Here is a 23,640-nt window from a genome sequence, read left to right as displayed (position 1 = left end):
CCTGCAAAAGGAGAGAAGCATGAGAGCAATCGTTATTGGCGCGGGCATTGGCGGCCTGAGCGCCGCTGTAGCGCTGAAGAAGGCGGGAATCGACTGTACCGTGTTTGAGGCCGTGAAAGAGATGAAGCCCGTCGGTGCGGCCATCTCCATCTGGCCCAATGGGGTGAAATGCATGCAGCACCTCGGGATGGGCGACATCATCGAGACCTACGGCGGCCCCATGCGCTTTATGGCCTATAAGGATCACCGGCGCGGCGATACCCTCACCCGCTTTAGCCTTGCCCCGCTGGTCGAGCGCACGGGCGGTCGCCCCTGCCCCGTGTCGCGTACGGAACTGCAGCGCGAAATGCTGAACTTCTGGGGGCGCGAGAACGTTCAGTTCGGCAAACGCGTTGAAAGCGTCCGTGAGGACGCGGCTGGCGTCACCGTCACCTTCACCGACGGTACTACCGCGACAGGGGATTTCCTGATTGCCGCCGATGGCAGTCACTCCGCGGTTCGCCCGTACGTGCTGGGCTATACGCCCGAGCGCCGCTACGCCGGTTACGTCAACTGGAACGGGCTGGTGAAGATTGATGAAGAGATTGCCCCTGCGCACCAGTGGACCACCTTCGTCGGCGAGGGCAAGCGCGTTTCGCTGATGCCCGTCGCCGGCGGACGCTTCTATTTCTTTTTTGATGTTCCGCTCCCCCTCGGGCTGGCGGAAGATCGCACTACCCTTCGCGCCGATCTCACGGGCTATTTCCGCGGCTGGGCGCCACCGGTACAGAAGCTCATCGCCGCGCTGGATCCCGAGACCACAAACCGTATCGAAATCCACGACATTGAACCGTTCGACACCCTGGTGCGCGGCAACGTGGCGCTTCTTGGCGATGCCGCGCACAGCACCACGCCGGATATCGGCCAGGGCGGATGCGCGGCGATGGAGGACGCCGTGGTGCTGGGTGACTGCCTGCGCGAGAACCACAACATCGCACTGGCGTTGCGGCAGTACGAAGCGCTGCGCTGTGACCGGGTCCGCGACCTGGTGCTTAAGGCCCGTAAACGCTGTGATATCACGCATGGCAAAGACATGGCATTGACCCGGGCCTGGTACCAGGAGCTCAAAGAGGAGACCGGAGAGCGCATCATTAACGGTCTGTGCGACACCATTCAGGCCGGGCCTTTAGGCTGAACGCGAGAGGGACAACCATGAAAATACAACCGACTCCACCCGCCCATTGTACGTTTGAGCCAGAGGACTGGCTGCGTCTGGCAAAATGCTGGCATCCGGTTGCTCGCGCCTGCGACATCGGCGCGGCACCGGTCAAAGCCACCCTGCTCGACGAACAACTGGTTATCTACCGCGTCAAAGACCAGGTTGTGGTCGCCCGGGACGTTTGCCCGCACCGCGGCGTACCGCTGACGCTGGGCTTTCACGATGAACACGGGATAATCTGCCCTTATCATGGCTTACGCTTTGGTGAAGATGGACGCTGCAACCGCATTCCGTCCAGCCCTGACCAGCCGGTTCCCGCGAAGCTTAACCTGATCAACTATGCCGTGGAGGAGCGCTTTGGGTTGATCTGGACCTGCCTGGCGTTTGATCCCGATAACCCAATGCCGCTGCCCACCATGCCGCACTGGGATAACGACGGATTTCAGCAGATCAACTGCCCGGCGTTTGAAGTGAATGGCTTCGCCGGCCGTCAGGTGGAAGGGTTTCTGGACGTGGCGCATTTTGCCTGGATCCACACTGACACCTTTGCTGACCCCAATAATCCGCTGGTACCCCATTATCAGCCCCAGGAGACGCCGTTTGGCTTTGTTGCCGATTACTGGAGCTCGGTGAGCAACTACCCCGCCAGCTCCGATGTCCAGGCCCCAGAAGGCTTCCAGTGGCTGCGTCATTTTGAAATGCATTTACCGTTTACCGCCACGCTGACGATCCATTTTCCGGGGGAAGCCAGGCTGGTGATCATGAACGCCGCCTCGCCCGTCTCTTCACGGGTAACCCGCATGTTCGCCCCTATCGCGCGCAACTTTGACCTGCATATTCCGGTAGAGGAAGTGCACGCCTTCAATTTGCGTATTTTTGAAGAAGACCGCCTGATGGTTGAGACGCAGCGCCCGGAAAGCCTGCCACTGGATCTGACTCTGGAAGCCCATATCCCTGCGGATAAAAGCTCGATTGCCTACCGCCGGGGGCTGAAAAAGATGGGCTTCGGCGAGTTTTTCCTGGTGTGACGGAGGAACGTGATGAGCGAAATGTTAAGCGTTATTGTCGACGGTCTCTGGCGTGAGGGGGATAAGAGTCTCGCCATCAGGCTGGTGTCAGAATACGGTGAAGCCCTGCCGGGCTGGCAGCCCGGGGCGCACATTGACGTGCATCTGCCCTGCGGGCTGGTTCGCCAGTATTCGCTGACCGGCGCAAGCGACAGCGAGAGCTATCTTATTTGCGTAGGACGTGAAACCGCCTCGCGCGGCGGGTCACGCTATGTTCACGAGACGCTACGTCCGGGGCAGAAACTGCTTATCTCCTCACCGCGCAATCTGTTTGCGCTGCACGAGGCTGAACGCTTCTTGCTGCTGGCGGCAGGGATAGGCATAACGCCCTTGTATGCGATGGCCCGGCAGCTGGAGGCTTCCGGCACCCCGTTTACGCTGCACTATTACGTTAAAGAGCATGGCAACGCGGCGTTTGCACGTGAACTCATGCAATTTAAACACGGCGAGTGTGTCATCCATACCATCAGCCCGCGCACTGCGCTGGCAGAGCACATGCCCACGCCAGCGCCCGGTTTCCACGCCTGGGTCTGCGGGCCGGCAGGTTTTATGGAGAAAGTGTATCAGGTCGCCCTCGCGAAAGGCTGGGCGGAGAGCAATCTTCACAGCGAAGCATTCCAGCCCGTTATGCCCGCCGACTGTAATGAAACGGGCGAGATTTTTACAGTCAAGCTGGCATCAACCGGCGAGCGCTGGCCAGTGCCGGCGGACAAAACTATCGCGCAGGTGCTGCTGGAAAACGGCGTGGCGGTACCGCTCTCCTGTGAAATGGGGATTTGCGGTGCCTGTCTGACGCCGGTTATCGACGGCGTAGTGGATCACCGGGATAGCGTGCAGTCGGAGGCGGAGAAAAGCGCGGCAGACCAGCAGGTGGCGCTGTGCTGCTCGCGAAGCCATACAGGGGAACTGGTGATTGGGTTGTAGAACGAAAAAACCCTGCGATATTGCTATCGCAGGGTTTTCGGATTTGGCGGGATCCACGGATAGTCAAAACAAACGGCATACCGGGTTTCGGAGAAAAAAGCATGTCCATAATCACCGATATCCCCCCCAAAAAAAGCAGACAGGACGATAAAACGATCCCTCATGGCAGCATAACTGGCCTGACACTTCATCATCCTGGCAAGCAGTGGTGCCTGCTCTGCCTGGCAGGTACTGAGCACTTGAAATTACAATACAACCGCACTGACATTTACAGCCATCGACGACAACAGCGCGACCGTTAAAGGTGCGGTGATCCTTCCACGATAGGATTAGTTCCATGCCCTTCTAACGGGCAGCTGGCCATATCGCCAACTAATGCGGCTTTTTTCCCATCGACAGTAATATTGGAGCAGGCGGAGATCACTTTTCCACCATGAGAAGTTTTGTCACCAAGCAAAACCAAGCCTTTTGTCATGTTGAATCCTCGAACAATAAATAAGAATCAATTAACGTTCATTTCATCAAGTTTTTTAAAGTCAGGTTTTATTTCTCGCGATGACACCCTTTCACCATTGGGATATACAAAAGTGAATGCCACTCCTTTTTTCTTTTCATAAGGGAACATCATCTCAACTTTCTTATCCTCATCGATTGTTGGATGGTAATTCACCCAAGCATCATTATCTTTTATAATCATACGAACATCAAAAAAGGAACTTTTCTCCCCAAACAAGTTCAGTTTATCTGATTTTGTAGAGTTCTTTTGAGTACTCCACCTTTCTAATACGGGGTAATATTTAGGGGTGTAATTGAATTTATTTCCACTTATAATTTCAAATTGCCCATTTCTAGAAGCATCAGCATCAAATACAACCGTTACGCCCACAGCGGAGCCTGGGATGAGATCCTTTCCAAGATGAGTCGCATCTATATATTCAATACCTACATTTACTGCACTTAAAGTCCATTTGCATGAACCGCCACCAGTCATAGCAACTTTTGCTTCCCAAACATCTCCACTTCTTTGCATCATAGGGATCCCGATAACGTTATAGCTGGGTTCTGTGACAACTGAGCCATCAAATCCACTGATTCTCTTTTTCATGCATTCATACGAGATATATCTGACTTCCAGCGGGAAGGGTTTTGTATACTGAGACGGGTTTTTTACTTCAATATTGACCCACTTCGTGTCAGAAGGCGGCGAGAGTGTTTTATCCATTGCATGTGCACAGCTATTCAAAATCAATGCAGACAGACAAACAGCGATAATTTTTATCAACTTATGCATTTTCCATATCCTCTTCTCCATACAAAGCAAAACGTTCCAGAGCGTTACCACCATCTTTCATTAAGAGTGTCGTGTTTAATGCCACATCAAGCCTATCTTCCAACAAGAGAAACAATTCATTTCGCTTAAGCTCAGTGCCGGGAATATATTTTTGATCTTCCGAAATTTGTTCTTTAAATTTCACAATATTTTCAGCATGCTCAGTAAAGTGTTTCTTCTTACTCAGACCTTTTTTATCAATCAAACCAAGAATTTTGTTATTAATGTAAGGCATATAAGATGTCATGAAGTGATCCCCAAAAGTTAAATCCTCTAATCTGGATGGGTTTTGCTCTTCAGGAAAATATTTACTTAAATCATGTGCCGTTAATGATTTTTTATATTCATGCTGTTTTTTCCCAGCTTCTTCAGATTCCACCTCTGCAAATGATGGTACCAGATAAAGCTCTGCTGTAATTGGTAGCGGGCCACTCAAAGTTATACATCCAGCTGGTTCAGGAAAACTAATTTTACACTCTTTCCATTCTCTAAATTGCGTTGCCGTGAAAAATGCAACGATTTTCCCATGATGCCAAAAACAATCCCCCCAAGATTTCAATTGATATGCCATCAATTCACCTACGGACCAAGTCATACCTAATAATGCACCAACTGGTCCGCACAAATTGTATAACTCATTGTCAACATTAGCTTCAGGTGGAACAGCAGGAACCGGGTCATTGTCATTAACATGGCGGTAGTGAGTTATGCCGGATAACTGCTGGACAACATTTTTTGTAAATGTCCGAGGCATTACATATGTATAAATCTTTGGATCTAAACTTCTTAGCCTCACTGAGTTGATCAAAGCTAATGCACCGCCTAAACTAGGGCCGCATATAAACAATTTCAAGCCACCAGCTAATTGCTCTAACTCTAGTATTTGGTCATCAAATTTACGTTCAACTCGGCAATAACCACTCCAAAAACCATTATGAACTTTTCCGGCCGAAAGCAATTCGGTGCATGCTGTCTTATCCATATTGCATGTTTTAGTATTTACCGGAGAAAATGAAAGATCAGTTCCAACGTCATATAAACTTGCTCTGCCGCGCCATGAAACTATGACTTTATCTGAGTTATAAACGTAATATAACTGAGTATCGCCATCGGCTTTGCCTGTATTACTATTATTTTTCGGAGTGCTCCCGCCATCAGATGAAGATCCACCGGTATTTTTTGATGTATCCATAAATACCGGTGGATTATAGCGATCGCTATAGGGAACATCACATACAAGGGCATTGTAAGTATTGCTAACTTTATGAAACTTTGGTAATTTCTTTAAGTCCTGACATTGACTTATGAAAAAGCGGGTTATTGATTTTTCATCAAACACATTATCATCTGCATATGCAGGCAAGCCCCTCCGCCTGAATTTATAGCATTAGCCAGCGAATAATCTTTCTGATGATGTAAGACAATTTCCCACGCCCGGAACGGGCATATTTCTATTACATGACGTTTTTCAAGCTGATTTGACCTTATCGTCAACCCTTTCATAACCTTGTCTGCAGGAAAATGAAATGGCGGCCACACTTCTCCTTTTCGTAGTTTAACGGAGGGAAGGGTACGGCAAAGTTCACCGATAACTGCATAGTGCCAGATATACCCTTTCTCTTCAGCTTCAGGACGCACAATAGAATCATTTTCCGCATCGCGACTAACACGTAAGGCACGTTTTTCCATTTCCGTAGCCAGCTGATTGCCATCTAACGTCAACCTCAGTTCTAGCCCATGCGGCATATCGACTCTAATTATCCCGTCAGTATCGCTCTGATCAGAATAAGTGAATCCCTCCACCGGCCCGGTAACTGGATGAGAACTTTCCACAGTCCATGGCATATTCGCCACAGGTTCGCCCTGCTCATCAACCAGTTGGAATTCTATCCAGTAGGGTTTTTGCTTTCCAGCCGTAGCTTTTGCCTCTGTATGTGTCACGGATGTCACTAATGAACTGCCTGCCATAAATATCCCTCTTTATTCAGATGTAACAAAAATTTATGAGCCTTGTTCTCTTGTAAGATAAAATGTCCCGATCTTAATTATCTCTGAAAAGAATACAGCGGCAATAAATATCACTCCAACTTTGATTGACATAGTTTTGAAGAACCATGGCAATATTGATATAGAAGGGATCATGAAGAACAGTCTGAATGGTGTTTGAAAATAAACTATCCAATTCACATACTTCCACTTTTTTAAAAGCATTACAGCAGAAAAAACAATCGACATGTTAAACAGCAATGAAGATAAAAAAAGGACTAGCGAATAAAACTCTTGCTGTGGATAAATATTGCTAAAAGACAATATATCAGAAATTAAAGGAATTCGTCCCTGAGAGATATTCAGCCAGATAAATCTGGCAATATAAAAGAGATCAAACACTCCCCAAAAATATAATATATAGTTCTGATTTAATCTTAACTTCATTTATTTCCCTCATACATATCATCAGCGGTCGTTGGTTGCCAGTGCCAAGACTGACCCGTAACAGCCCAGGAATCGTCACCTTCTAGAAAAGTTTGCGTTATCTTTCGCTGTTCGCCATAACGATGTACTACAGATTGCTGCTCCATCTCGTCTGTAACATCAGATGGCAAAGGCTGCCATTCCTGAATCTTATCTCTTTTCGTATTCATATAGTCCTTCCCTTCAGAACCAAAAACACGCCCCTCATCTCCCATAGAGGTTAAGCGGTTGATTGCCATAATTGCAGTATTCTTCACCCCGTGATAATCATGATCAACAGTAACCCAATGCCCAGGTCCTTCATCCTTTTGCTCATGTGGAAACTCGATTTTTACATTACCCGGTGTCGAGGAGTAAAACGGTGCAGTCTTTCCTGACGAGTCAGATATTCCTTCAAGCACCTCGCCATCTGGAGAGGTTACTTTATAACTCGTGAATGGTTTGATATCCCCTGATTCAGGATCGGTAACAGTAAACGATCCGCCATACCCCTTAAGGAAAGTAAGAGGTGGAGTATCAAGTGTTGCAGGTCCCGTTTGGTTAACATTGGCCGCTTTCAGTAAAATATTTCCCGAACATCCCAGTTCAATATTCCCGCCGCTAAGCTTTATATAAGCGCCACAGCAACTTAAAATCAGCTCCTTGCTGGCGTTCACCTTCACGCTTCCCTGGCCACTGGCAACAAGGATGTCCTGTAATGCTGAGACATTCATGGCATCCGCCTGCGCCTGAATATCAACCTTCCCTGCCCCGGCATACATTTTCATTACTGCAGCCTGTGCAAACAAACTTACAGCCTCGCTTGCCGCTACAGTGAACGATTGCCCGGTACTGATATCCGTGTTTTTACCTGACATGAGGCCAATACTTGCCCCGCCTGAAGCAAGCCGGACAGCCTCAGGACTGAGAATGCCTATTCCAGCGGGAGCACTGGCCAGCATTCCTGGCATTTTCAGATATTTCAGTGAGCTGTTTAGCGTCTTTTGGCTGTTGATGTCAGATACTGTCGCCTGTGCCCCTTTCGCAGCAGCCTGGAGGCTTCTCGCCAGCGTGAGTGCCTGCTCCAGTTGTTCTACAGCCCTGTCCATTTCAAGCATTTTACTGCCGACGTCAGGCTGAGCATCTGCAGTAAGCAGAATGCCCTTACCACCACGAACGCTGACCCAGTCGTTAGTGCGCAACTCTGCCCCTTCGCCACGAAGTTCGCGGGAAGCGTTAACGTTGTGCCCTAAATTCAGTTGGGTCTTACCTCCGTATTCTGTACTGAGCTTGACGTGCTCTTCGCCGCGCTTGTCCTCCATCCGCAGTTTATTCAGGCCAGCTGTGCGGATAACGTTACGCGTGCTGTTGGCTTCAGTGACGTGGTCAACGTGGCGGGAGTCGTGGAGGGCGTGAGCGATGTATGGACGGTCCGGGTCACCTTCATGGAACGCAATGGCGACTTCAGTACCCTGTATCAGCGGAAAGTGAAAACCGTACTTGTCGCCTCCATAAGGTTTGGCAAAGCGTACCGGCATACTTTCCATGCCCTGACGTTTGTCGTCGCGGTCAGCGTCGAATTTCACCCGGTACATACCTGATGCATCCTGCCAGGCGTAGATATCGTTCTCTTTGGCGCTGGTCACTCGTGCCGTCAGGGTGCCGCTGACCACCGGGCGCTTTTTAGCAGCAGGACGCCAGCAGCGGTTCTCGTAGTAAGGCATCGCTACCCATGCCACCTTCAGGGCATTCTTACGGCTGGCAGAGTAGCCAGTGCGGATAATAACAACACCGTTCTCCGTTTCGCGGGGCAGTGTTGGTGGGATAGCCATTTCGGTGATGGTCAGCACCTGCGCCGGCCCCAGGGTGTGGTCGGTGCTGCTGCCGGTTACCGTGGTCTGGGTGGACAGAAAGCGCTCATGCTCCAGGCGCGCCCAGAAGTTACCGGTTTCTGCCGCCGGCGTGATTTTATCGCCACGTTCAAGGTGACGTGGCCGGTAGTGATACACATCACCGTAAGTATTCCCCTCCCCGTCGCCGCGGGTCATGTCAGCCGGTACTGAAGTCAGGATGTTCTGGGCTTCACGGTGGTTATAGTCACTGGCCGTGACAGAACGCTCCACCACGTTCTGCTGAACGTTAACGCCCCACACCGATTCGGCAGCATTATCATTCATCCCTGACGGGCTGCTGAGAGGTAGCGATTTGCCAAACGTCCAGGCGCTCTGCTTGTCAGCAAAGTGCACCACTTCAGTTTGCGTGTCCGGCTGCAGAGTGCAGAAATAGAAAATCCCAACCTCGGCCAGCAGGCGTTCGATAAACTCCAGGTCATTTTCCTTGTACTGGTTTATCTGTTCCCGTTTTGGGTAAGTTTGTTTAAGCTTGAATTCATACTCCCACCCCTTCAAACCATGCTCGCCAAGAATTTGCTCTACCACTTCCGGCACTGATTTGTTGACGAAGAAACGGTGAGTACGAAACTGATTGCCCAACAGCGCCAGAAACGGCTCCAGCACGATGCAGTACTGCGCTTCATCCGCTGAACCGCCCGTACGCTCGAAATGCGTCACTACTCCGTGAACCACCTTGCGCGCCGTCAGGGAAAGCAGATTACCCGCCCCCATGGTCAGCGTCGCTGGCTTGCTCAGCATCTGCCGGGCATCAATGTTCTTGTCGGCACTGGTGAAGTTGATGGTGTACTTGTACAGTGAACTCATCGCTTCTGAGCCGCTGAAACCTTCCACGTCAATATTTGCCGCACACGACGGAATATCCAGTTGGTAACGGCTTAGCGGGGTATAGATTAAACTGCTCAATGTATCTGTCAGACTCACGCTCTTGACTCCGTGTAATATTTCTACATCCTTAATGACCAGTGACGGAAAGAAAGACAACGATATAAGGTTTAAATTATTTTATTTAGCTACTCCACCGTATAGCCACATTATCTCTATGCCTGTTGGTAGGACGTTGTAAATATCTTCCTGATTGATTTTCAGGGGATGACAAAACCGTAAGGTTATTCATCATAAACATATGTATAAGCAAACCGATATATAAGATAGCCTGCAAAAAATTCTGCTATCGAAAACATACCCCAGATGTATCTGGATTCGCTTGAAGATAAGAAAAAAAACCAAATAGTAAATGCAATACCAGAAACACCCAGCCCCATCCCTGCCCCGCGAATTAATCGGGAAAGGATTACCAGAAGAATCACCTTGATTTTCATAAGCCTCCAAAAAAGTATTCGCATACTTTATCAAACTCGGCAGGATTTCTGTCTCCTATTTCACAAGCTGTATCAAAAGGCTTAACGATATCTTCAACAATAAAATAAAGAAGATCCAGGTCACCCAGACGTTGGAGTTTATTGTGCAAAACAGGATTTCTGTCTTCGAGGTCTCTTGATGTATAAATTGCTCTGGATGTTTCAGCACCAACAGATAACAATAAGCCCGCCAAACTTCCAGCAAAAAAGGCTGATACACCTCTGGATACTATTGCTTCGCCCAGCTTTACCCCCGTTAGTTCAGTAAACGCCATTTTCCCCATGAACGAACCGGAAACATTTTTCACGATAGAAGATATCTTTTCGGCGTGAATGCGTGAAATAAAATCTTCGAGAGAGGTCTTAATGATTTGCTCAATAACCTGATGATTAAATACACCCTTTTTAACTAATCGCGCCAGCCTGAACTTATCATCCCGATTATCTCTGCGATGCTCAGTATCAATGAAATCATACCCCAGATAGGCAAGACTGACTGGAAATGAAATAAACCCTTTTCCTATTGCCCCCCAAAAACCGGACCCATCGATATTAATGGCCTCAAGCATATCTCTGGCAATCTCTTTTGCGCTGTCCATATCACTCCCCCTCTATTACAGAGCCAGAGCGCACATCAAACTCCAGCCCGATGCCCTCTTCCTCACTCCATCCCAGAGTCAGGGAAGCGGGTTTCTGCTTCGCAGCCATGTGTCTCAGCAACTGCTGACTCAGCACCGGCAGAATTTGTTGATTGAGCAGGCTGTCGACGTTACGCGCGCCGGTATCCGGCAGCAGGCAGGCAGCAGTCAGAGCGTCATACAGGCTCTCTTCAATATTCGTGGACAAGCCGTCATGACGATGCAGGCGCTTGCTCACCTGAGCGAGCTTCATTTCCACAATGGTGCGCATGGCAGCCTCATGTAGCGGGCGGTAAATCACCGTCTGGAAACGGGCCAGCAGCGCCAGCTGGAAGTGGTCACATAAAATCGCAGCAGCTCCTGCAGATCGCCTTCGGTAGCGTCCGGCTGTTCATCCAGCAGTTGCATCAGGTGGTCGCTGCCGGTTTACATCATTCGATGGAAATTAACCCCCGGAATTAATAGCGGACGCATTCCATTCACCAGCATGTCGACACAATATTTATTTTTGAGTATTTGTCTGAAATGAAAAAATTTCGGATAAGACCCAATGGCCGAAGTGTAGGAACGTTCCCCACCCGATCGGAAATCAAAAAATGTAACAAAATGCTTCCCAAAGAAATCCTGATAGCCAAAGATCATCTTTCTGATTTATAAGAATTTTCTTGCATACCCCTTTAACCCTTATGAAATAAGGGTGTACAGTAAGTGATCAATTTAATTTAGGGACAACTTTGTATAAAATCTCATCAATCACATGAAATATCTGATTTTGTACTTTTATCAAAAAATGAAAGGCAGAACGTGCCTGCCTGTGTGAAAAATTGGCGACATTTACTGGCCTTCACCATTTTTATTATTTATTTAAATGGGTCTTATTATTTTCATCAGAAAAACAAATATCGCAGGGGATTTTTGCATGCCTCGCCCCAGTACTCGTGATATGTACATCTCAGGTATCGTTCGAGGAGTGGGTACGACCTTGAACAACAACCTTTGCTGTGTAGCTTGAAAAAATTCGGAAGGGTGTCGATCGTTCCGTAAGTTATATGCATAAGGGCGTACCTGTGAAGCTGATTCCCTTAGATCGTGTGGCTACATCCGATAACCATGAAAATGTAACCAGACGACTGAATGCTCTCATTGATGAAAACAGGCACTGCAATCGTGATGAAGATGAGATGTTTGCTATTAACTATTTTGAGAAGGGAACGACTCACGTCATTAAACGACCAGAACGGGTGGATAACCCCAATGACATCATCGCTGGCATTATCCTGGAACACCAGGAGCAAGATGTAACAGATGCCGGTTACTAATCCGTCCGATGGATTCTTAGCCCCACCGACACAAGCCAGACGGCAATGGCATACTGAAAACCGACAAAAACAAAAAACCCAGGTCGCATAACGACCTGGGTTTCAAATTTGGCGGAAGCGTAGAGATTCGAACTCTAGAACCCTTTCGGGTCGCCGGTTTTCAAGACCGGTGCCTTCAACCGCTCGGCCACGCTTCCAAAGTGAGGCGCACTATAAACATCTATTAGCGCCTTGTAAAGCAGGAATTTTTCTATTTTTTTCTGCGGGGGCTATCCATGCCCCTTAAAAGCAAAAAGCCCCGCGATATGACTATCGCAGGGCTTTTATGTCTGGCGGAAGCGCAGAGATTCGAACTCTGGAACCCTTTCGGGTCGCCGGTTTTCAAGACCGGTGCCTTCAACCGCTCGGCCACACTTCCTAAGTGAGGCGAACTATAAACACCTCTCCGCATGCTGTAAAGAGTGACCGCATTCGTTCGCTTTAAAAATAGCCAAAACGCGTTTAATCGGTTGAATAGACAACGTATCGGCCATTTTATCAGCACAAAATTCAGCGTTCATGCTCAGTGTTTTTTGATATACATGTCCCTGGTGAAATAGTACCCCAGCTTGTCCGGCGTGAATCCTCCCACCCACGGTTTGACCAGGTGCGTGCGGACATAGTGATAAACCGGAATGGCAGGCACATCGCGCGCCAGCAAATCTTCCGCCTGCTGATAGAACTTACCGCGCTCTGCCGGTGTTTTGGCTTTCGCGGCGTTCACCAGCGCCTGGTCATACTCCGGATTGCTGTACTGGCTGGTGTTTTCGCTGTCACCGGTACGGAAGTTGTTCAGGAAAGTGGCAGCATCGTCGTAATCGGCAATCCAGGCGTAGCGCACTGCGTCAAAGTCGTGGGTATGCATCGTATCGAGCATCGTTTTCCACTCCTGATTTTGCAGCTTCGCCTCCACCCCAAGGTTTTTCTTCCACATCGAGCTGGCGGCAATCGCGATGCGCTGGTGCGATTCAGAGGTGTTATAGAGCAAGTTAAAACGCAGCGGATGGCTGGCGTTAAAGCCGGCTTCGGCCAGCAGCTTTTTCGCTTCTTCGATTCGTTTATCCATCGGCCAGCTGGCATAGTCCGGGTTCTGGAGCGTCACACCGCCAATATCTGGCTGGCTGATAAGCCACGCCGGACGCTGCCCCTGCCCTAATACCTTCCCGGCAATGATCTCTTTATCCAGCGCCATGTTCAGCGCCTTACGTACACGCGCGTCGTTGAACGGCGGCCGGGTGGTGTTGAATTCATAGTAATAGGTGGCAAGCTGCGGGGAGACATCCAGCTGGCTACCCAGGGTTTTCTTGAGCTGCGCAAACTGGTTGATCGGCACCGTATAAACAATATCGATTTCACCTACTTTAAAACGGTTTACATCCGAGGCCTCGGAGGTGATCGGCAGATAGGTCACCTTATTGATAACGGTATGTTCGTTATCCCAGTAGCGCGGGTTACGCTCCGCCACGATGCGCTCGTTAACCACCCACTGCGACAGTTTATACGCTCCGCTGGTGACGATATGCTCCGGTTTGGTCCACTTATCACCAAACCGACCAATCAGCACCTTATCCACCGGCACCAGCGACGGGTGGGCCAGCATGGCAAGGAATGCGGCATTAGGTTGAGTCAGCGTGACCTCAAGCGTGGTATCGTTAATGGCTTTTACACCCAGCGTATCCGGTGTTTTTTTCCCCTGAGCGATATCAGCGGCGTTAACAATATGCATGTTGCCCGGATAGCTGGCATACGGCGAGGCGGTTTTGGGGTCTGTCAGACGTTGCCAGCTCCAGACCACATCCTGCGCGGTAATCGCGGTGCCGTCACTCCATGTGATGCCTGGACGCAGATGAAAAGTCCAGACGGTGTTGTCTTTGTTCTCCCATTTTTCTGCCAGCCGTGGCTGTATTTCACCAGTCGGAGAAACGCTAACCAGCCCTTCGAAGATATCGCTGATAATATTGAATTCGACATCGCTTTCGACTTTATGCGGGTCGAGTGAGGCCGGTTCATTACCGTTGTTTCTGACCAGTTCCTGTTTATCGGCCAGCTGTGTTCCTGCTGGCACGTTAGCCGCCCAGGTCGCCGTGCTGGCGCACAGGATCCCTGCCGTTAACAAAGAGAGTGTAAAGCGCGTGCGTGCTTGTGGTTTCATTTCCTTCGCCTTATTGTCTGTTTTTTGACGATCCGGAAATAACACTTAGCGCTCAACGTGTAATAACGCAATATTTTTCAGTAACCTATAAGAGCTTGATCTGAATAAATGAAGCAAACCGTTGTTCATTCTGCTGAAAAGGTTTTCTGAAGAATAAACAACCAGCAGTAACGCTAACGTCCTGAGTAAAGATGGGTAAAACCACTTTGAGACTGGCGCGCCGTTTCCTATTCTTTCCGCTAATTACATCTGTCATAAGAGAGTGACTCATGGATCGTATAATTACTTCTTCACGCGACCGCACATCGCTACTCAGTACCCACAAGGTGCTGCGCAATACCTATTTCATGCTCAGCCTGACGTTGGCATTCTCGGCGATGACCGCAACTGCCAGCACCGTGCTGATGCTGCCGTCACCGGGTCTGATCCTGACGCTGGTGGGGATGTATGGTCTGATGTTCCTGACCTACAAAACTGCTGATAAACCGGTGGGTATTCTGTCCGCGTTCGCCTTTACGGGTTTCCTGGGCTATATCCTGGGGCCCATCCTTAACGCCTATCTGTCCGCCGGTATGGGCGACGTGATTGGCATGGCGCTGGGCGGTACCGCGCTGGTGTTCTTCTGCTGTTCGGCCTACGTGCTGACCACCCGTAAGGACATGTCCTTCCTCGGCGGTATGCTGATGGCAGGTATTGTGGTGGTGCTGGTAGGTATGGTGGCAAACATCTTCCTGCAGCTGCCTGCCCTGCACCTGGCGATCAGCGCCGTGTTTATTCTGATTTCATCTGGCGCAATCCTGTATGAAACCAGCAACATCATTCACGGCGGTGAGACGAACTACATCCGCGCCACCGTGAGCCTGTATGTATCGCTGTACAACATCTTTGTCAGCCTGTTGAGCATCCTGGGCTTCGCCAGCCGCGATTAATCAACAATGCTGTGAACCAGAGCCCCGCTTATGCGGGGCTTTGTTTTTTGGTACACTGCTGCGGTTTTTGACTGACGCGTGAATGACTATGTTGAGTTTTGAAGGTAAAGAGATTGAAACTGATAACGACGGTTATCTGAAAGAGAGCAGCCAGTGGAGCGAGCCGCTGGCGGAAAAAATCGCCGAAAACGAAGGTATCGCCCTCTCCCCGGAACACTGGGAAGTGGTGCGTTTTGTGCGCGAATTCTATCTCGAATTCAACACCTCCCCGGCGATCCGCATGCTGGTCAAGGCAATGGCCAATAAATTCGGTGAAGAGAAAGGCAACAGCCGTTACCTGTATCGCCTGTTCCCGAAAGGCCCGGCAAAACAGGCCACCAAAATCGCCGGCCTGCCAAAACCGGTGAAATGCATTTAGTAGCGAATACCGAAGTTAACGTATTCCCGGCCGGGTTGATGGGGTTCGGTTAAAACCTTATCAACCCGCGCGCTGCGCGGCCCACCTGCTTTCAGCCACGCCACCAGCTTTTCAACCTGCTCCGCATCACCACAGGCAACCACCTCAACGCTGCCATCATCCCTGTTTCGCGCGTATCCAGTGAGCCCCAGTTGCATAGCTTCGCGCTGCGTGCTGTAACGGAATCCGACGCCCTGAACCATGCCGTGTACCCAGGCAATTGTGCAGATTTTTGACATTTTTCTACTCCTTAACGTAGCGTTTTCGGCAAACAGCCATAATGTTGCCGGAAACGGGCAGTAAAACGAGAGCTGGAAAGATAACCACATTGTAATGCGATTTCGCCAATAGGTAACCGGGTTGACTGTAAGTGTGACAGCGCAACGGCCATCCTCACCTCCTCAACAATCTGGCGAAAACTCTGCGACTCTTCGCGTAACCGTCTGCGTAGTGTCGGCACGCTCAATGCCAAGCGGCTGGCAACATCCTGTGCAGTCCAGGCCCTAGCGGGCGACAGCATGATGAACTGCCGCACCTGCTCGGACAGGTGGCTATTACGCTCTATAAGCAACGGCCCTGCGACGCCGTCATGTAACAATGCCAGCAAAAGGCCGAAAGCCTGATGCTTTTGTAACGCCGCCGGTAAATCCTGACGCACGGCATGCAGCAGGTTACCCCACATAAATGCCAGCCCCTCACTCAGGGGAGCACAGAGGGAATGTAATTCTGTGCGCGGCCAGGATTTCAGGTAATGCGTTTTAAACTCCGCCAGAAGCTCCGGTGACAACATCAATAAGTCAGAGCGAAAGAGACCATTCGCGGGTTGATTTATGATCTCCAGCGGCATATTGGCGGGAATAATGATCAGCGACGCTTTCGTCGCCACCAGGCGGTTATCGTCCTGAACAATCACTTTACTGCCGTGAGTGATATGGCAAATGGCAGGAAGAAAGAGTTTAACCTGGTGCAGGTGATGCATTTTACTGGCACTCACTTCACCAGCCGTCAAATGTTTATGTTGAAACTGGACTCCCTGCACCATGCCATCCTTATCTGCTGTAGGTAACGGTTAAGCTGGCCTTTGCCAGGACGTGACTGTTAAGCATAAAACCCACCAGCGCGCCGCTGGCATTCCTGTCGACAGGCAATTTATCCACATCCAGCGCCCAGACGGTAAACTGATAACGGTGCGGCTTATCCCCTTTGGGCGGACATGCGCCGCCGAAACCAGAATAACCGAAATCATTACGCCCCTGCACAACCCCGGCCGGTAATGTCTCCCCCTTCGGGTTTCCGGCATCGGCGGGAAGCGTCAGCGTCTGGAGGGGAATATTGACCACCGTCCAGTGCCACCATCCACTTCCGGTAGGGGCATCAGGGTCAAATACCGTGACTGCGAAACTTTTCGTCCCGACAGGCGGATTTTTCCACGCCAGTTGTGGAGAGTGATTCCCACCGTGACACCCAAACCCGTCAAACACGTGCTGTTGCGACAACGGGCGTTCACTGGCCAGATCCTGACTGCTGATGGTGAAAGACGATGCCGCTAAAACATGAACACTGACCACCGCCAGGGTAGTTACTGCTATCGCAAGGCGCTTTCTCATTTGTGTTTCCCTTTGCTGTACCGGAAACCCTACTGTAAAGCCCACCGCAGTGCAGTACTGTGCCTAAGCGATTTGATTTTGTGCCGAAACGCTCAAAGGCATCCGCAGATGATTGCGACTTGCTGAATGTGCTACTCTACGCGCCATTTCCCTGGAATCGACAGAATAGCAAATTATGAGTGTACGTTTAGTGTTAGCCAAAGGGCGCGAGAAGTCATTATTGCGCCGCCATCCCTGGGTCTTTTCCGGTGCAGTAGCCCGTATGGAAGGCAAAGCCAGCCTCGGAGAGACCATCGATATCGTTGACCATCAGGGGAAATGGTTAGCGCGAGGCGCATATTCGCCAGCGTCCCAAATCCGCGCTCGCGTCTGGACCTTTGATAAAGATGAAACGATCGATATTGATTTCTTCGTTCGTCGTTTACAGCAGGCGCAGCAGTGGCGTGAGTGGCTGGCAAAGCGTGACGGTCTGGACAGCTACCGTGTGATTGCCGGTGAGTCCGATGGTCTGCCTGGCGTGACGATCGACCGCTTCGGTAACTTCCTGGTACTGCAACTGTTAAGCGCAGGGGCTGAATATCAACGTGCTGCGCTGATCAGCGCGTTGCAATCGGTTTTCCCGGAATGCGCCATTTATGACCGCAGCGATGTGGCAGTGCGTAAAAAAGAGGGCATGGAGCTGACGCAAGGTCCGGTCACCGGTGAACTGCCGCCTGCCCTGTTGCCAATCGAAGAACACGGTATGAAGCTGCTGGTGGATATCCAGGGCGGCCATAAAACGGGTTACTACCTGGACCAGCGTGACAGCCGCCTGGCCACTCGCCAGTATGTTGCCGACAAACGCGTGCTGAACTGCTTCTCCTATACCGGCGGTTTCGCCGTCTCGGCGCTGATGGGCGACTGTGCCCAGGTTGTCAGCGTTGATACCTCTCAGGAAGCACTGGACGTGGCGAAACAAAACGTCGAGCTGAACAAGCTGGATCTGAGCAAAGCCGAGTTTGTTCGTGATGACGTCTTCAAGCTGCTGCGTAAGTATCGCGATCAGGGCGAGAAATTCGACGTCATCGTGATGGATCCACCGAAGTTTGTGGAGAACAAAAGTCAGCTGATGGGTGCCTGCCGCGGCTATAAGGATATCAACATGCTGGCCATCCAGCTGCTGAACCCGGGTGGAGTGCTTCTCACCTTCTCCTGCTCCGGCCTGATGACCACAGATTTATTTCAGAAAATCATCGCTGATGCCGCAATAGATGCTGGTCGTGATGTACAATTTATAGAACAGTTCCGTCAGGCAGCCGATCACCCGGTGATCGCTACCTACCCGGAAGGGCTGTATCTGAAAGGGTTTGCCTGTCGCGTCATGTAACTTGAAAAGAGAAATATTGCCCGCACATAACGTGTAAGTAGTGTTTCCCGGGAGGTGACTATGATTGCCAGCAAATTCGGTATCGGCCAGCAGGTCCGCCACACTTTGCTAGGGTATTTGGGTGTGGTCGTGGATATCGACCCGGAGTATTCCCTTGATGAACCGTCAGCGGATGAGCTGGCGGTTAACGCAGAGCTTCGCGCCGCGCCCTGGTATCATGTGGTGATGGAGGGGGATGATGGACAACCCGTTCACACCTACCTTGCTGAAGCGCAGCTGAGTAGCGAACTGCAGGATGAGCATCCAGAGCAACCCACGATGGATGAACTTGCTCAGACTATCCGCAAACAGTTACAGGCCCCGCGCCTGCGGAACTAAGCGTGTAAAAAAAGCCCGATAAACGGGCTTTTTTTTATGACTTCGCCAGCCCCAGACGGGGAATCTCAATCGCCGGACATCGGTCCATTACCACCGTCAGACCGGCTTCTCGCGCCAGCACCGCCGCCTGCTCGTTAATGACACCCAACTGCATCCACAGCGTTTTCGCGCCGATGGCGATGGCCTCTTGTGCCACTCCCCACGCTGCCTCGGAATTGCGGAAAACATCCACCATGTCCACTTTTTCAGGTACCTCGTTCAGCGTGGCGTATCCCTGCTGACCCAGTAAGGTTTTACCGGCCACTTTCGGCGACACAGGGATGACGTGATAGCCCTGATCGAGAAGGTATTTCATCACCCGGTAGCTTGGGCGATCCGGTTTATCGCTTGCCCCTACCAGTGCAATCGTGCGCGTCGATGTCAGAATCTCGGCAATTTCGTTCTCTTTCATGGTTTTCCTCCAGGCTTTTTTATGAGTGTACGTCAAAGCGCACATCTCAACCATGCATCCCATGCAGATGCATGAGGGCAAAACGGCAGAATATGTCTATATGTTAGTAAACGTGATTATCGAAATATTTGGATACATTACCGCGGCCGAGTCATTTCAACAGGAGCCCTCTATGAAAACCGGCATTGCCACTGCTGTGATTGCATTAGTGATGCCAGTTTGCGTCTTTGCGACCACGCTACGGCTTACAACGGATATTGATCTGCTGGTGCTGGACGGAAAAAAAGTGTCCAGTTCCTTGTTGCGCGGTGCGGACAGCATCGAACTTGATAATGGGCCACACCAGCTGGTATTGCGGGTAGAAAAAACCATCGGCCTCGCTAATCATGAACAACGCATGTATATCTCTGCGCCGCTGATTGTCAGCTTTAATACCCAGCGGGTCAGTCAGGTGAACATTACCCTCCCGCGTCTTGAAACCGAAAAAGAGTCGGCGGCCTTTGACGCCTCTCCGCGCCTTGAACTGCTGGACGGAGATTCAATGCCGATTCCGGTAAAACTCGATATTCTGGCGTTAACCTCGTCCCCGAAAGGCACCGATTACGAGGCCGCGACCGAAATCTATAACAAGGCGGGCAAACGCGCTTCCCTTCCACAGTTTGCCACCAGGATGGCCGACGACAGTACGCTGCTGTCCGGTGTCTCAGAGCTGGATGTTATTCCGCCACAGTCCCAGACGTTAACGGAACAGCGTCTTAAATTCTGGTTCCAGCAGGCCGATCCTGAGACCCGGGCCCGTTTTTTACAGTGGGTGAAGCAACAACCTTCATCATAAGCCACATTTTTTTCGCCTTTCTCTTGCAGCGTCAGGCGGTTCCCGTCATCGTGTAGTCAGTTAACCTGATGGATAAGATTATGGAACTGACAACACGCACGCTACCGGAACGCAAACACATTGCTCTGGTTGCGCACGATCACTGTAAACAAATGCTGCTTAACTGGGTTCGCCGCCATCAGCCATTGCTGGAAAAGCATGCTCTCTCAGCGACCGGGACAACCGGTAACCTGATCCACCGCGAAACGGGTCTGGAGGTCAATGCCATGCTGAGCGGCCCGATGGGCGGCGACCAGCAGGTCGGCGCTCAGATTTCTGAAGGGAAAATTGATGTACTGATTTTCTTCTGGGATCCGCTGAATGCGGTTCCGCACGACCCGGATGTCAAAGCCCTGCTGCGTCTGGCAACGGTATGGAATATTCCGGTGGCGACGAACCTGTCGACGGCAGATTTCATCATTGAATCCCCGCACTTCAACTCACCGGTTGAGATCCTGATCCCGGATTATCAGCGCTATCTTTCCGAAAGACTGAAGTAGTTTTTTGCCCGGTGGCGACACGCTTACCGGGCCTGCAATATTACCGCTCCGCTATCCCGTTAAGGCTTCCTCGCCACTGGCACATCAATACTCTTCAGAATATCGACAAACACCGACGGCTCCTCTTTGTTGAACAGCAGCCACACGCGATGACGCGCGCGGGTCATCGCCACGTACAGCAAACGCCGCTCTTCGGCATCCGGAAAATCCTCCGGGACCGGCAGTAACGCCTGTTCCATTACCGACTCTCGTGCCGGAGCCGGGAAACCATCGCTCCCCTCTTTGAGCCCCATCACTATCACATAGTCGGCCTGCTGCCCTTTGCTGGCGTGGATGGTCATAAAATCGAGCTGCAGCTTCGGCCAGCGGGTCGCGGCTTTTTCCAGCGCCGCAGGCTTAAGATGGTGATAGCGTGCCAGCACCAGAATACGTTCATCCGGCTTCGCATAGCCGCTCAGTTTGTCCAGCAGCGGCTCCAGCTGATCGTCCGCCAGCAGGGTAACGGCTTTTTTGTCCCCGGCCCGGAGGCTATTTAGCGGTTTTGCCAGCTGATGCGGGTTCTGCTGGATAAAGCGGTTGGCAACTTCACCAATCCGGGAATTGAAGCGGTAGGTGGTATCCAGATCGCTGCGATCGCCTTCGCCAAAATAGTGATGGAATGCAGTTGTCAGGGAGAGCTGTGCCCCGCTGAAGCGATAGATAGCCTGCCAGTCATCGCCCACCGCAAACAGCGAGGTATGTTTATTTTGCGCCCTTAACGCCGAGAGCAGCGCGGCACGTTGCGGCGAGATATCCTGGAATTCATCCACCAGGATATGCTTCCACGGGCTGACAAAACGGCCCTTCTCAAGAATGATAATGGCCTGATGGATCAAACCGGAGAAATCGACGGCATTTTCCTCTTTCAGCGCGGATTTCCAGGCTTTCAGCATCGGGGCCATCAGCTTAACCCGCTTCGAAAACAGGGCGCGGATCGTCTCCGGCGCGCTTTCAATCATCTCGGCTTGCGATCCGCCGTGCATCCGCATCAGGCTAACCCAGCGGTCGAGGCGAGAGCCCAGGCGACGAGCCAGTTTTTCATCCTGCCAGAAATTGCCTTCCGGTACGTCCCAGTTGAGTTCTTCTTCCAGCCACTGACGCCACCCTTTAGCCTGCGCCTTTTTCTCACTGCACTGCTGACGCCACGTCTTGATGAACAGCGCCTGACGCGCCTGCGTGTCGTTTTCCAGCTTGCTGATGGCAGGCACTTTTTTACTGCCCTGCTGAATAATATGCAGCGCCAGGGCATGGAAAGTTCTGGCGGTAATATCCCGTGTATGCAGGCGTTCCTGTATGCGTTCGTCCATCTCCTCGGCTGCCTTACGGCCAAACGCCAGCAACAGTATCTGGTCGGCAACAGCCTCACCCGTTGTCAGTAGCCAACCCGCACGGGCCACCAGCACCGACGTTTTGCCGCTTCCGGCACCCGCCAGCACCAGCAGGGACTGCTCGCCGTTAACCACGGCGCGCGCCTGTGCAGGGTTAAGCGGTGAAGATTCAACCGTGCTGAAAAAGTCGGCATAACGGGTCAGCATGGCATCTGTCCACGCCTGGTTGTGCGCCAGCCGGCTCTTGTCTGTATCGCCAAGCCAGGCCTGACACTGACACCAGGCGTCACGGCAATTGTCGAACTCGTCAAGACGCGTCACGGATAACGGCAGTGCCGCCAGCGCCTGCCTGATCTTTTGCTGCAACCCGGCCGTCTGCTGGCGGGTGAGCCACGTTTGTTGCTCGTTACTTTGTGCAATATCATCCAGTACCTGCTGCAGTACCTGAGCGGCAATCACGCTCATATCCTGGCTCCACTGCTGCCAGAGCATATTCAGGTGATGATGGAAGCGCTGGGTCTCAGCCCACTCGGTACCGTGAAGACGCACGACTTTATCGTCAGGCAGGACAAACTCCAGTTCGCCCCAGACCAACCCGCGTTTACAGTGGATAGCCAGCAGTTGATTAAACGGAATGAGGTATTCGTGGCGTTCTCCGGAGACTTTCACTCCGGCATTAAGGAGGACAACCCTGTCGTAGGGGTGTTGCGCCAGGCGTTTGCCTAATGATGTTGCTTTCAGTTCCATGTCCAGCCGAATCCACGAAGAGATAATTTACCTGACAGTTTAACTGCCAGTTTTAAGGTGCTCCAGCCTAAAAAAACGTTACAATCACTGGGCGTTAATCATATCGAAAGGAACTGAGGGTTTATGCGTACTGTTCTGAATGTTTTGAATTTTGTGTTAGGCGGTTTTGCCACCACTCTTGCCTGGCTTTTTGCCACGCTGGTGAGTATCGTCCTTATTTTTACGCTCCCCCTGACCCGCTCCTGCTGGGAAATCACCAAACTCTCTTTCATCCCGTACGGGAATGAAGCCGTCCACGTTGACGAACTGAACCCGGAGAGCAAAAACGCACTGCTGAACACGGGAGGTACGGTTCTCAATATTCTGTGGCTGGTTTTCTTCGGCTGGTGGCTGTGTGTGATGCATATCTTTGCCGGTATTGCCCAGTGCATATCCATTATTGGTATTCCGGTGGGGATCGCGAACTTTAAGATTGCCGCCATCGCGCTTTGGCCAGTCGGGCGCAGGGTCGTTCCGGTAGAAGTGGCACAGGCGGCACGTGAAGCAAACGCGCGTCGTCGTTTTCAGTAAATAAG

23 protein-coding genes, 2 tRNA genes and 2 pseudogenes are annotated in these 23,640 nt (G+C 51.2%); 11 read left to right on the top strand and 16 right to left on the bottom strand.

Annotated elements, in window-relative coordinates; translation table 11 throughout:
- Positions 1-19: 19 nt before the first annotated feature.
- From hpxO to AC2FAP_RS02710, 3 genes are read left to right on the top strand one after another with little or no spacing between them, the layout of a single operon-like run.
- Positions 20-1,174, top strand: coding sequence for an FAD-dependent urate hydroxylase HpxO (hpxO, locus tag AC2FAP_RS02720; RefSeq protein ID WP_138613708.1), 1,155 nt, complete (start codon positions 20-22; stop codon positions 1,172-1,174).
- 17 nt (positions 1,175-1,191) lie between these two features.
- Positions 1,192-2,226, top strand: a complete 1,035-nt coding sequence (gene hpxD / locus AC2FAP_RS02715) for a molybdenum cofactor-independent xanthine hydroxylase subunit HpxD (RefSeq protein ID WP_032677828.1) — start codon at positions 1,192-1,194, stop codon at positions 2,224-2,226.
- A gap of 12 nt (positions 2,227-2,238) precedes the next feature.
- On the top strand, positions 2,239-3,189 hold the full coding sequence (locus AC2FAP_RS02710) for a PDR/VanB family oxidoreductase (protein ID WP_449541554.1): 951 nt from the start codon (positions 2,239-2,241) through the stop codon (positions 3,187-3,189).
- Positions 3,190-3,423: 234 nt separating this feature from the next.
- On the opposite strand, the pseudogene AC2FAP_RS02705 reads toward AC2FAP_RS02710, so the two are convergent.
- The 8 genes and pseudogenes from AC2FAP_RS02705 to AC2FAP_RS02670 form a co-directional block, all read right to left on the bottom strand.
- Positions 3,424-3,664 (bottom strand): annotated as a pseudogene (locus AC2FAP_RS02705) (PAAR domain-containing protein); the annotation flags it as partial.
- Between the two features lie 27 nt (positions 3,665-3,691).
- Positions 3,692-4,480 (bottom strand): hypothetical protein, encoded by a 789-nt coding sequence (locus AC2FAP_RS02700; RefSeq protein ID WP_449541553.1) that lies wholly within the window; start codon positions 4,478-4,480, stop codon positions 3,692-3,694.
- Positions 4,473-5,858 carry a lipase family protein gene (locus AC2FAP_RS02695; protein ID WP_449541552.1) on the bottom strand — a complete coding sequence of 462 codons (1,386 nt, stop codon included), beginning with the start codon at positions 5,856-5,858 and terminating at the stop codon, positions 4,473-4,475. The genes AC2FAP_RS02700 and AC2FAP_RS02695 overlap by 8 nt, the downstream gene beginning before the upstream one ends.
- Entirely contained in the window at positions 5,837-6,487 is a 651-nt protein-coding gene (locus AC2FAP_RS02690; protein ID WP_485452837.1) for a hypothetical protein, read from the bottom strand. Before AC2FAP_RS02690 ends, AC2FAP_RS02695 begins: the two co-directional genes overlap by 22 nt.
- Before the next feature lie 461 nt (positions 6,488-6,948).
- The gene (locus AC2FAP_RS02685) at positions 6,949-9,804 is read right to left on the bottom strand and encodes a type VI secretion system Vgr family protein (RefSeq protein WP_479435787.1); all 2,856 of its coding nucleotides are present in this window, start codon (positions 9,802-9,804) and stop codon (positions 6,949-6,951) included.
- A gap of 185 nt (positions 9,805-9,989) precedes the next feature.
- Positions 9,990-10,202 (bottom strand): hypothetical protein, encoded by a 213-nt coding sequence (locus AC2FAP_RS02680; protein WP_052445441.1) that lies wholly within the window; start codon positions 10,200-10,202, stop codon positions 9,990-9,992.
- Positions 10,199-10,840: a hypothetical protein gene (locus AC2FAP_RS02675; RefSeq protein WP_252069745.1), complete on the bottom strand. Its 642-nt coding sequence runs from the start codon at positions 10,838-10,840 to the stop codon at positions 10,199-10,201. The genes AC2FAP_RS02680 and AC2FAP_RS02675 overlap by 4 nt, the downstream gene beginning before the upstream one ends.
- Before the next feature lies 1 nt (position 10,841).
- Positions 10,842-11,302: pseudogene (locus AC2FAP_RS02670) on the bottom strand (type VI secretion system ATPase TssH); the annotation flags it as partial.
- A gap of 644 nt (positions 11,303-11,946) precedes the next feature.
- Here AC2FAP_RS02670 and AC2FAP_RS02665 point away from each other — a divergent pair.
- The gene (locus AC2FAP_RS02665; RefSeq protein WP_305963117.1) at positions 11,947-12,198 is read left to right on the top strand and encodes a DUF4942 domain-containing protein; all 252 of its coding nucleotides are present in this window, start codon (positions 11,947-11,949) and stop codon (positions 12,196-12,198) included.
- 109 nt (positions 12,199-12,307) lie between these two features.
- Here the strand turns inward: AC2FAP_RS02665 and AC2FAP_RS02660 are convergent.
- The 3 genes from AC2FAP_RS02660 to AC2FAP_RS02650 all read right to left on the bottom strand — a co-directional run bounded on the left by AC2FAP_RS02660 (position 12,308) and on the right by AC2FAP_RS02650 (position 14,389).
- Positions 12,308-12,395 (bottom strand) — tRNA-Ser (locus AC2FAP_RS02660).
- Positions 12,396-12,528: 133 nt separating this feature from the next.
- A tRNA-Ser gene (locus tag AC2FAP_RS02655) sits at positions 12,529-12,616 on the bottom strand.
- Between the two features lie 144 nt (positions 12,617-12,760).
- A complete protein-coding gene (locus AC2FAP_RS02650) occupies positions 12,761-14,389 on the bottom strand; it encodes an ABC transporter substrate-binding protein (RefSeq protein WP_485452836.1) in 1,629 nt (542 codons plus the stop codon).
- 269 nt (positions 14,390-14,658) lie between these two features.
- Between AC2FAP_RS02650 and yccA the strand changes: the two genes are divergently transcribed.
- Together yccA and tusE are read left to right on the top strand one after the other, a co-directional pair.
- A complete protein-coding gene (gene yccA, locus AC2FAP_RS02645) occupies positions 14,659-15,318 on the top strand; it encodes an FtsH protease modulator YccA (RefSeq protein ID WP_014169445.1) in 660 nt (219 codons plus the stop codon).
- An 88-nt stretch (positions 15,319-15,406) separates the two neighbouring features.
- Positions 15,407-15,736: a sulfurtransferase TusE gene (tusE, locus tag AC2FAP_RS02640; protein ID WP_020884782.1), complete on the top strand. Its 330-nt coding sequence runs from the start codon at positions 15,407-15,409 to the stop codon at positions 15,734-15,736.
- Here the strand turns inward: tusE and yccX are convergent.
- The 3 genes from yccX to AC2FAP_RS02625 are packed head-to-tail and all read right to left on the bottom strand — an operon-like array spanning position 15,733 to position 17,382.
- The gene (gene yccX, locus AC2FAP_RS02635; protein WP_020884783.1) at positions 15,733-16,014 is read right to left on the bottom strand and encodes an acylphosphatase; all 282 of its coding nucleotides are present in this window, start codon (positions 16,012-16,014) and stop codon (positions 15,733-15,735) included. The genes tusE and yccX overlap by 4 nt on opposite strands.
- Positions 16,015-16,025: 11 nt before the next feature.
- On the bottom strand, positions 16,026-16,817 hold the full coding sequence (locus AC2FAP_RS02630) for a helix-turn-helix transcriptional regulator (protein WP_252069743.1): 792 nt from the start codon (positions 16,815-16,817) through the stop codon (positions 16,026-16,028).
- Between the two features lie 7 nt (positions 16,818-16,824).
- Positions 16,825-17,382: a kinase inhibitor gene (locus AC2FAP_RS02625; protein ID WP_047357174.1), complete on the bottom strand. Its 558-nt coding sequence runs from the start codon at positions 17,380-17,382 to the stop codon at positions 16,825-16,827.
- Between the two features lie 175 nt (positions 17,383-17,557).
- On the opposite strand from AC2FAP_RS02625, the gene rlmI reads away from it, so the two are divergent.
- Together rlmI and hspQ are read left to right on the top strand one after the other, a co-directional pair.
- The gene (gene rlmI, locus AC2FAP_RS02620; protein ID WP_485452835.1) at positions 17,558-18,748 is read left to right on the top strand and encodes a 23S rRNA (cytosine(1962)-C(5))-methyltransferase RlmI; all 1,191 of its coding nucleotides are present in this window, start codon (positions 17,558-17,560) and stop codon (positions 18,746-18,748) included.
- Positions 18,749-18,808: 60 nt separating this feature from the next.
- Positions 18,809-19,126, top strand: a complete 318-nt coding sequence (hspQ, locus tag AC2FAP_RS02615; protein ID WP_013097248.1) for a heat shock protein HspQ — start codon at positions 18,809-18,811, stop codon at positions 19,124-19,126.
- 34 nt (positions 19,127-19,160) lie between these two features.
- On the opposite strand, the gene AC2FAP_RS02610 is transcribed toward hspQ, so the two are convergent.
- The gene (locus AC2FAP_RS02610) at positions 19,161-19,577 is read right to left on the bottom strand and encodes a CoA-binding protein (protein WP_025204532.1); all 417 of its coding nucleotides are present in this window, start codon (positions 19,575-19,577) and stop codon (positions 19,161-19,163) included.
- Positions 19,578-19,749: 172 nt separating this feature from the next.
- Between AC2FAP_RS02610 and csgI the strand changes: the two genes are divergently transcribed.
- Both csgI and mgsA read left to right on the top strand, forming a co-directional pair.
- Complete coding sequence (gene csgI, locus AC2FAP_RS02605; protein ID WP_032679662.1) at positions 19,750-20,412, top strand: curli synthesis inhibitor; 663 nt, start codon at positions 19,750-19,752, stop codon at positions 20,410-20,412.
- 80 nt (positions 20,413-20,492) lie between these two features.
- Positions 20,493-20,951, top strand: a complete 459-nt coding sequence (gene mgsA / locus AC2FAP_RS02600) for a methylglyoxal synthase (RefSeq protein WP_020884788.1) — start codon at positions 20,493-20,495, stop codon at positions 20,949-20,951.
- A gap of 59 nt (positions 20,952-21,010) precedes the next feature.
- On the opposite strand, the gene helD is transcribed toward mgsA, so the two are convergent.
- On the bottom strand, positions 21,011-23,065 hold the full coding sequence (gene helD / locus AC2FAP_RS02595) for a DNA helicase IV (RefSeq protein ID WP_252069742.1): 2,055 nt from the start codon (positions 23,063-23,065) through the stop codon (positions 21,011-21,013).
- Positions 23,066-23,188: 123 nt separating this feature from the next.
- Between helD and AC2FAP_RS02590 the strand changes: the two genes are divergently transcribed.
- Positions 23,189-23,635: a YccF domain-containing protein gene (locus AC2FAP_RS02590; protein WP_025204535.1), complete on the top strand. Its 447-nt coding sequence runs from the start codon at positions 23,189-23,191 to the stop codon at positions 23,633-23,635.
- Positions 23,636-23,640 lie beyond the last annotated feature (5 nt).

The organism is Enterobacter cloacae complex sp. 394I7, from assembly GCF_057320345.1.
The sequence above is the reverse complement of the archived record's forward strand: the minus strand, read 5'-3'. Positions and strand labels throughout refer to the sequence as shown.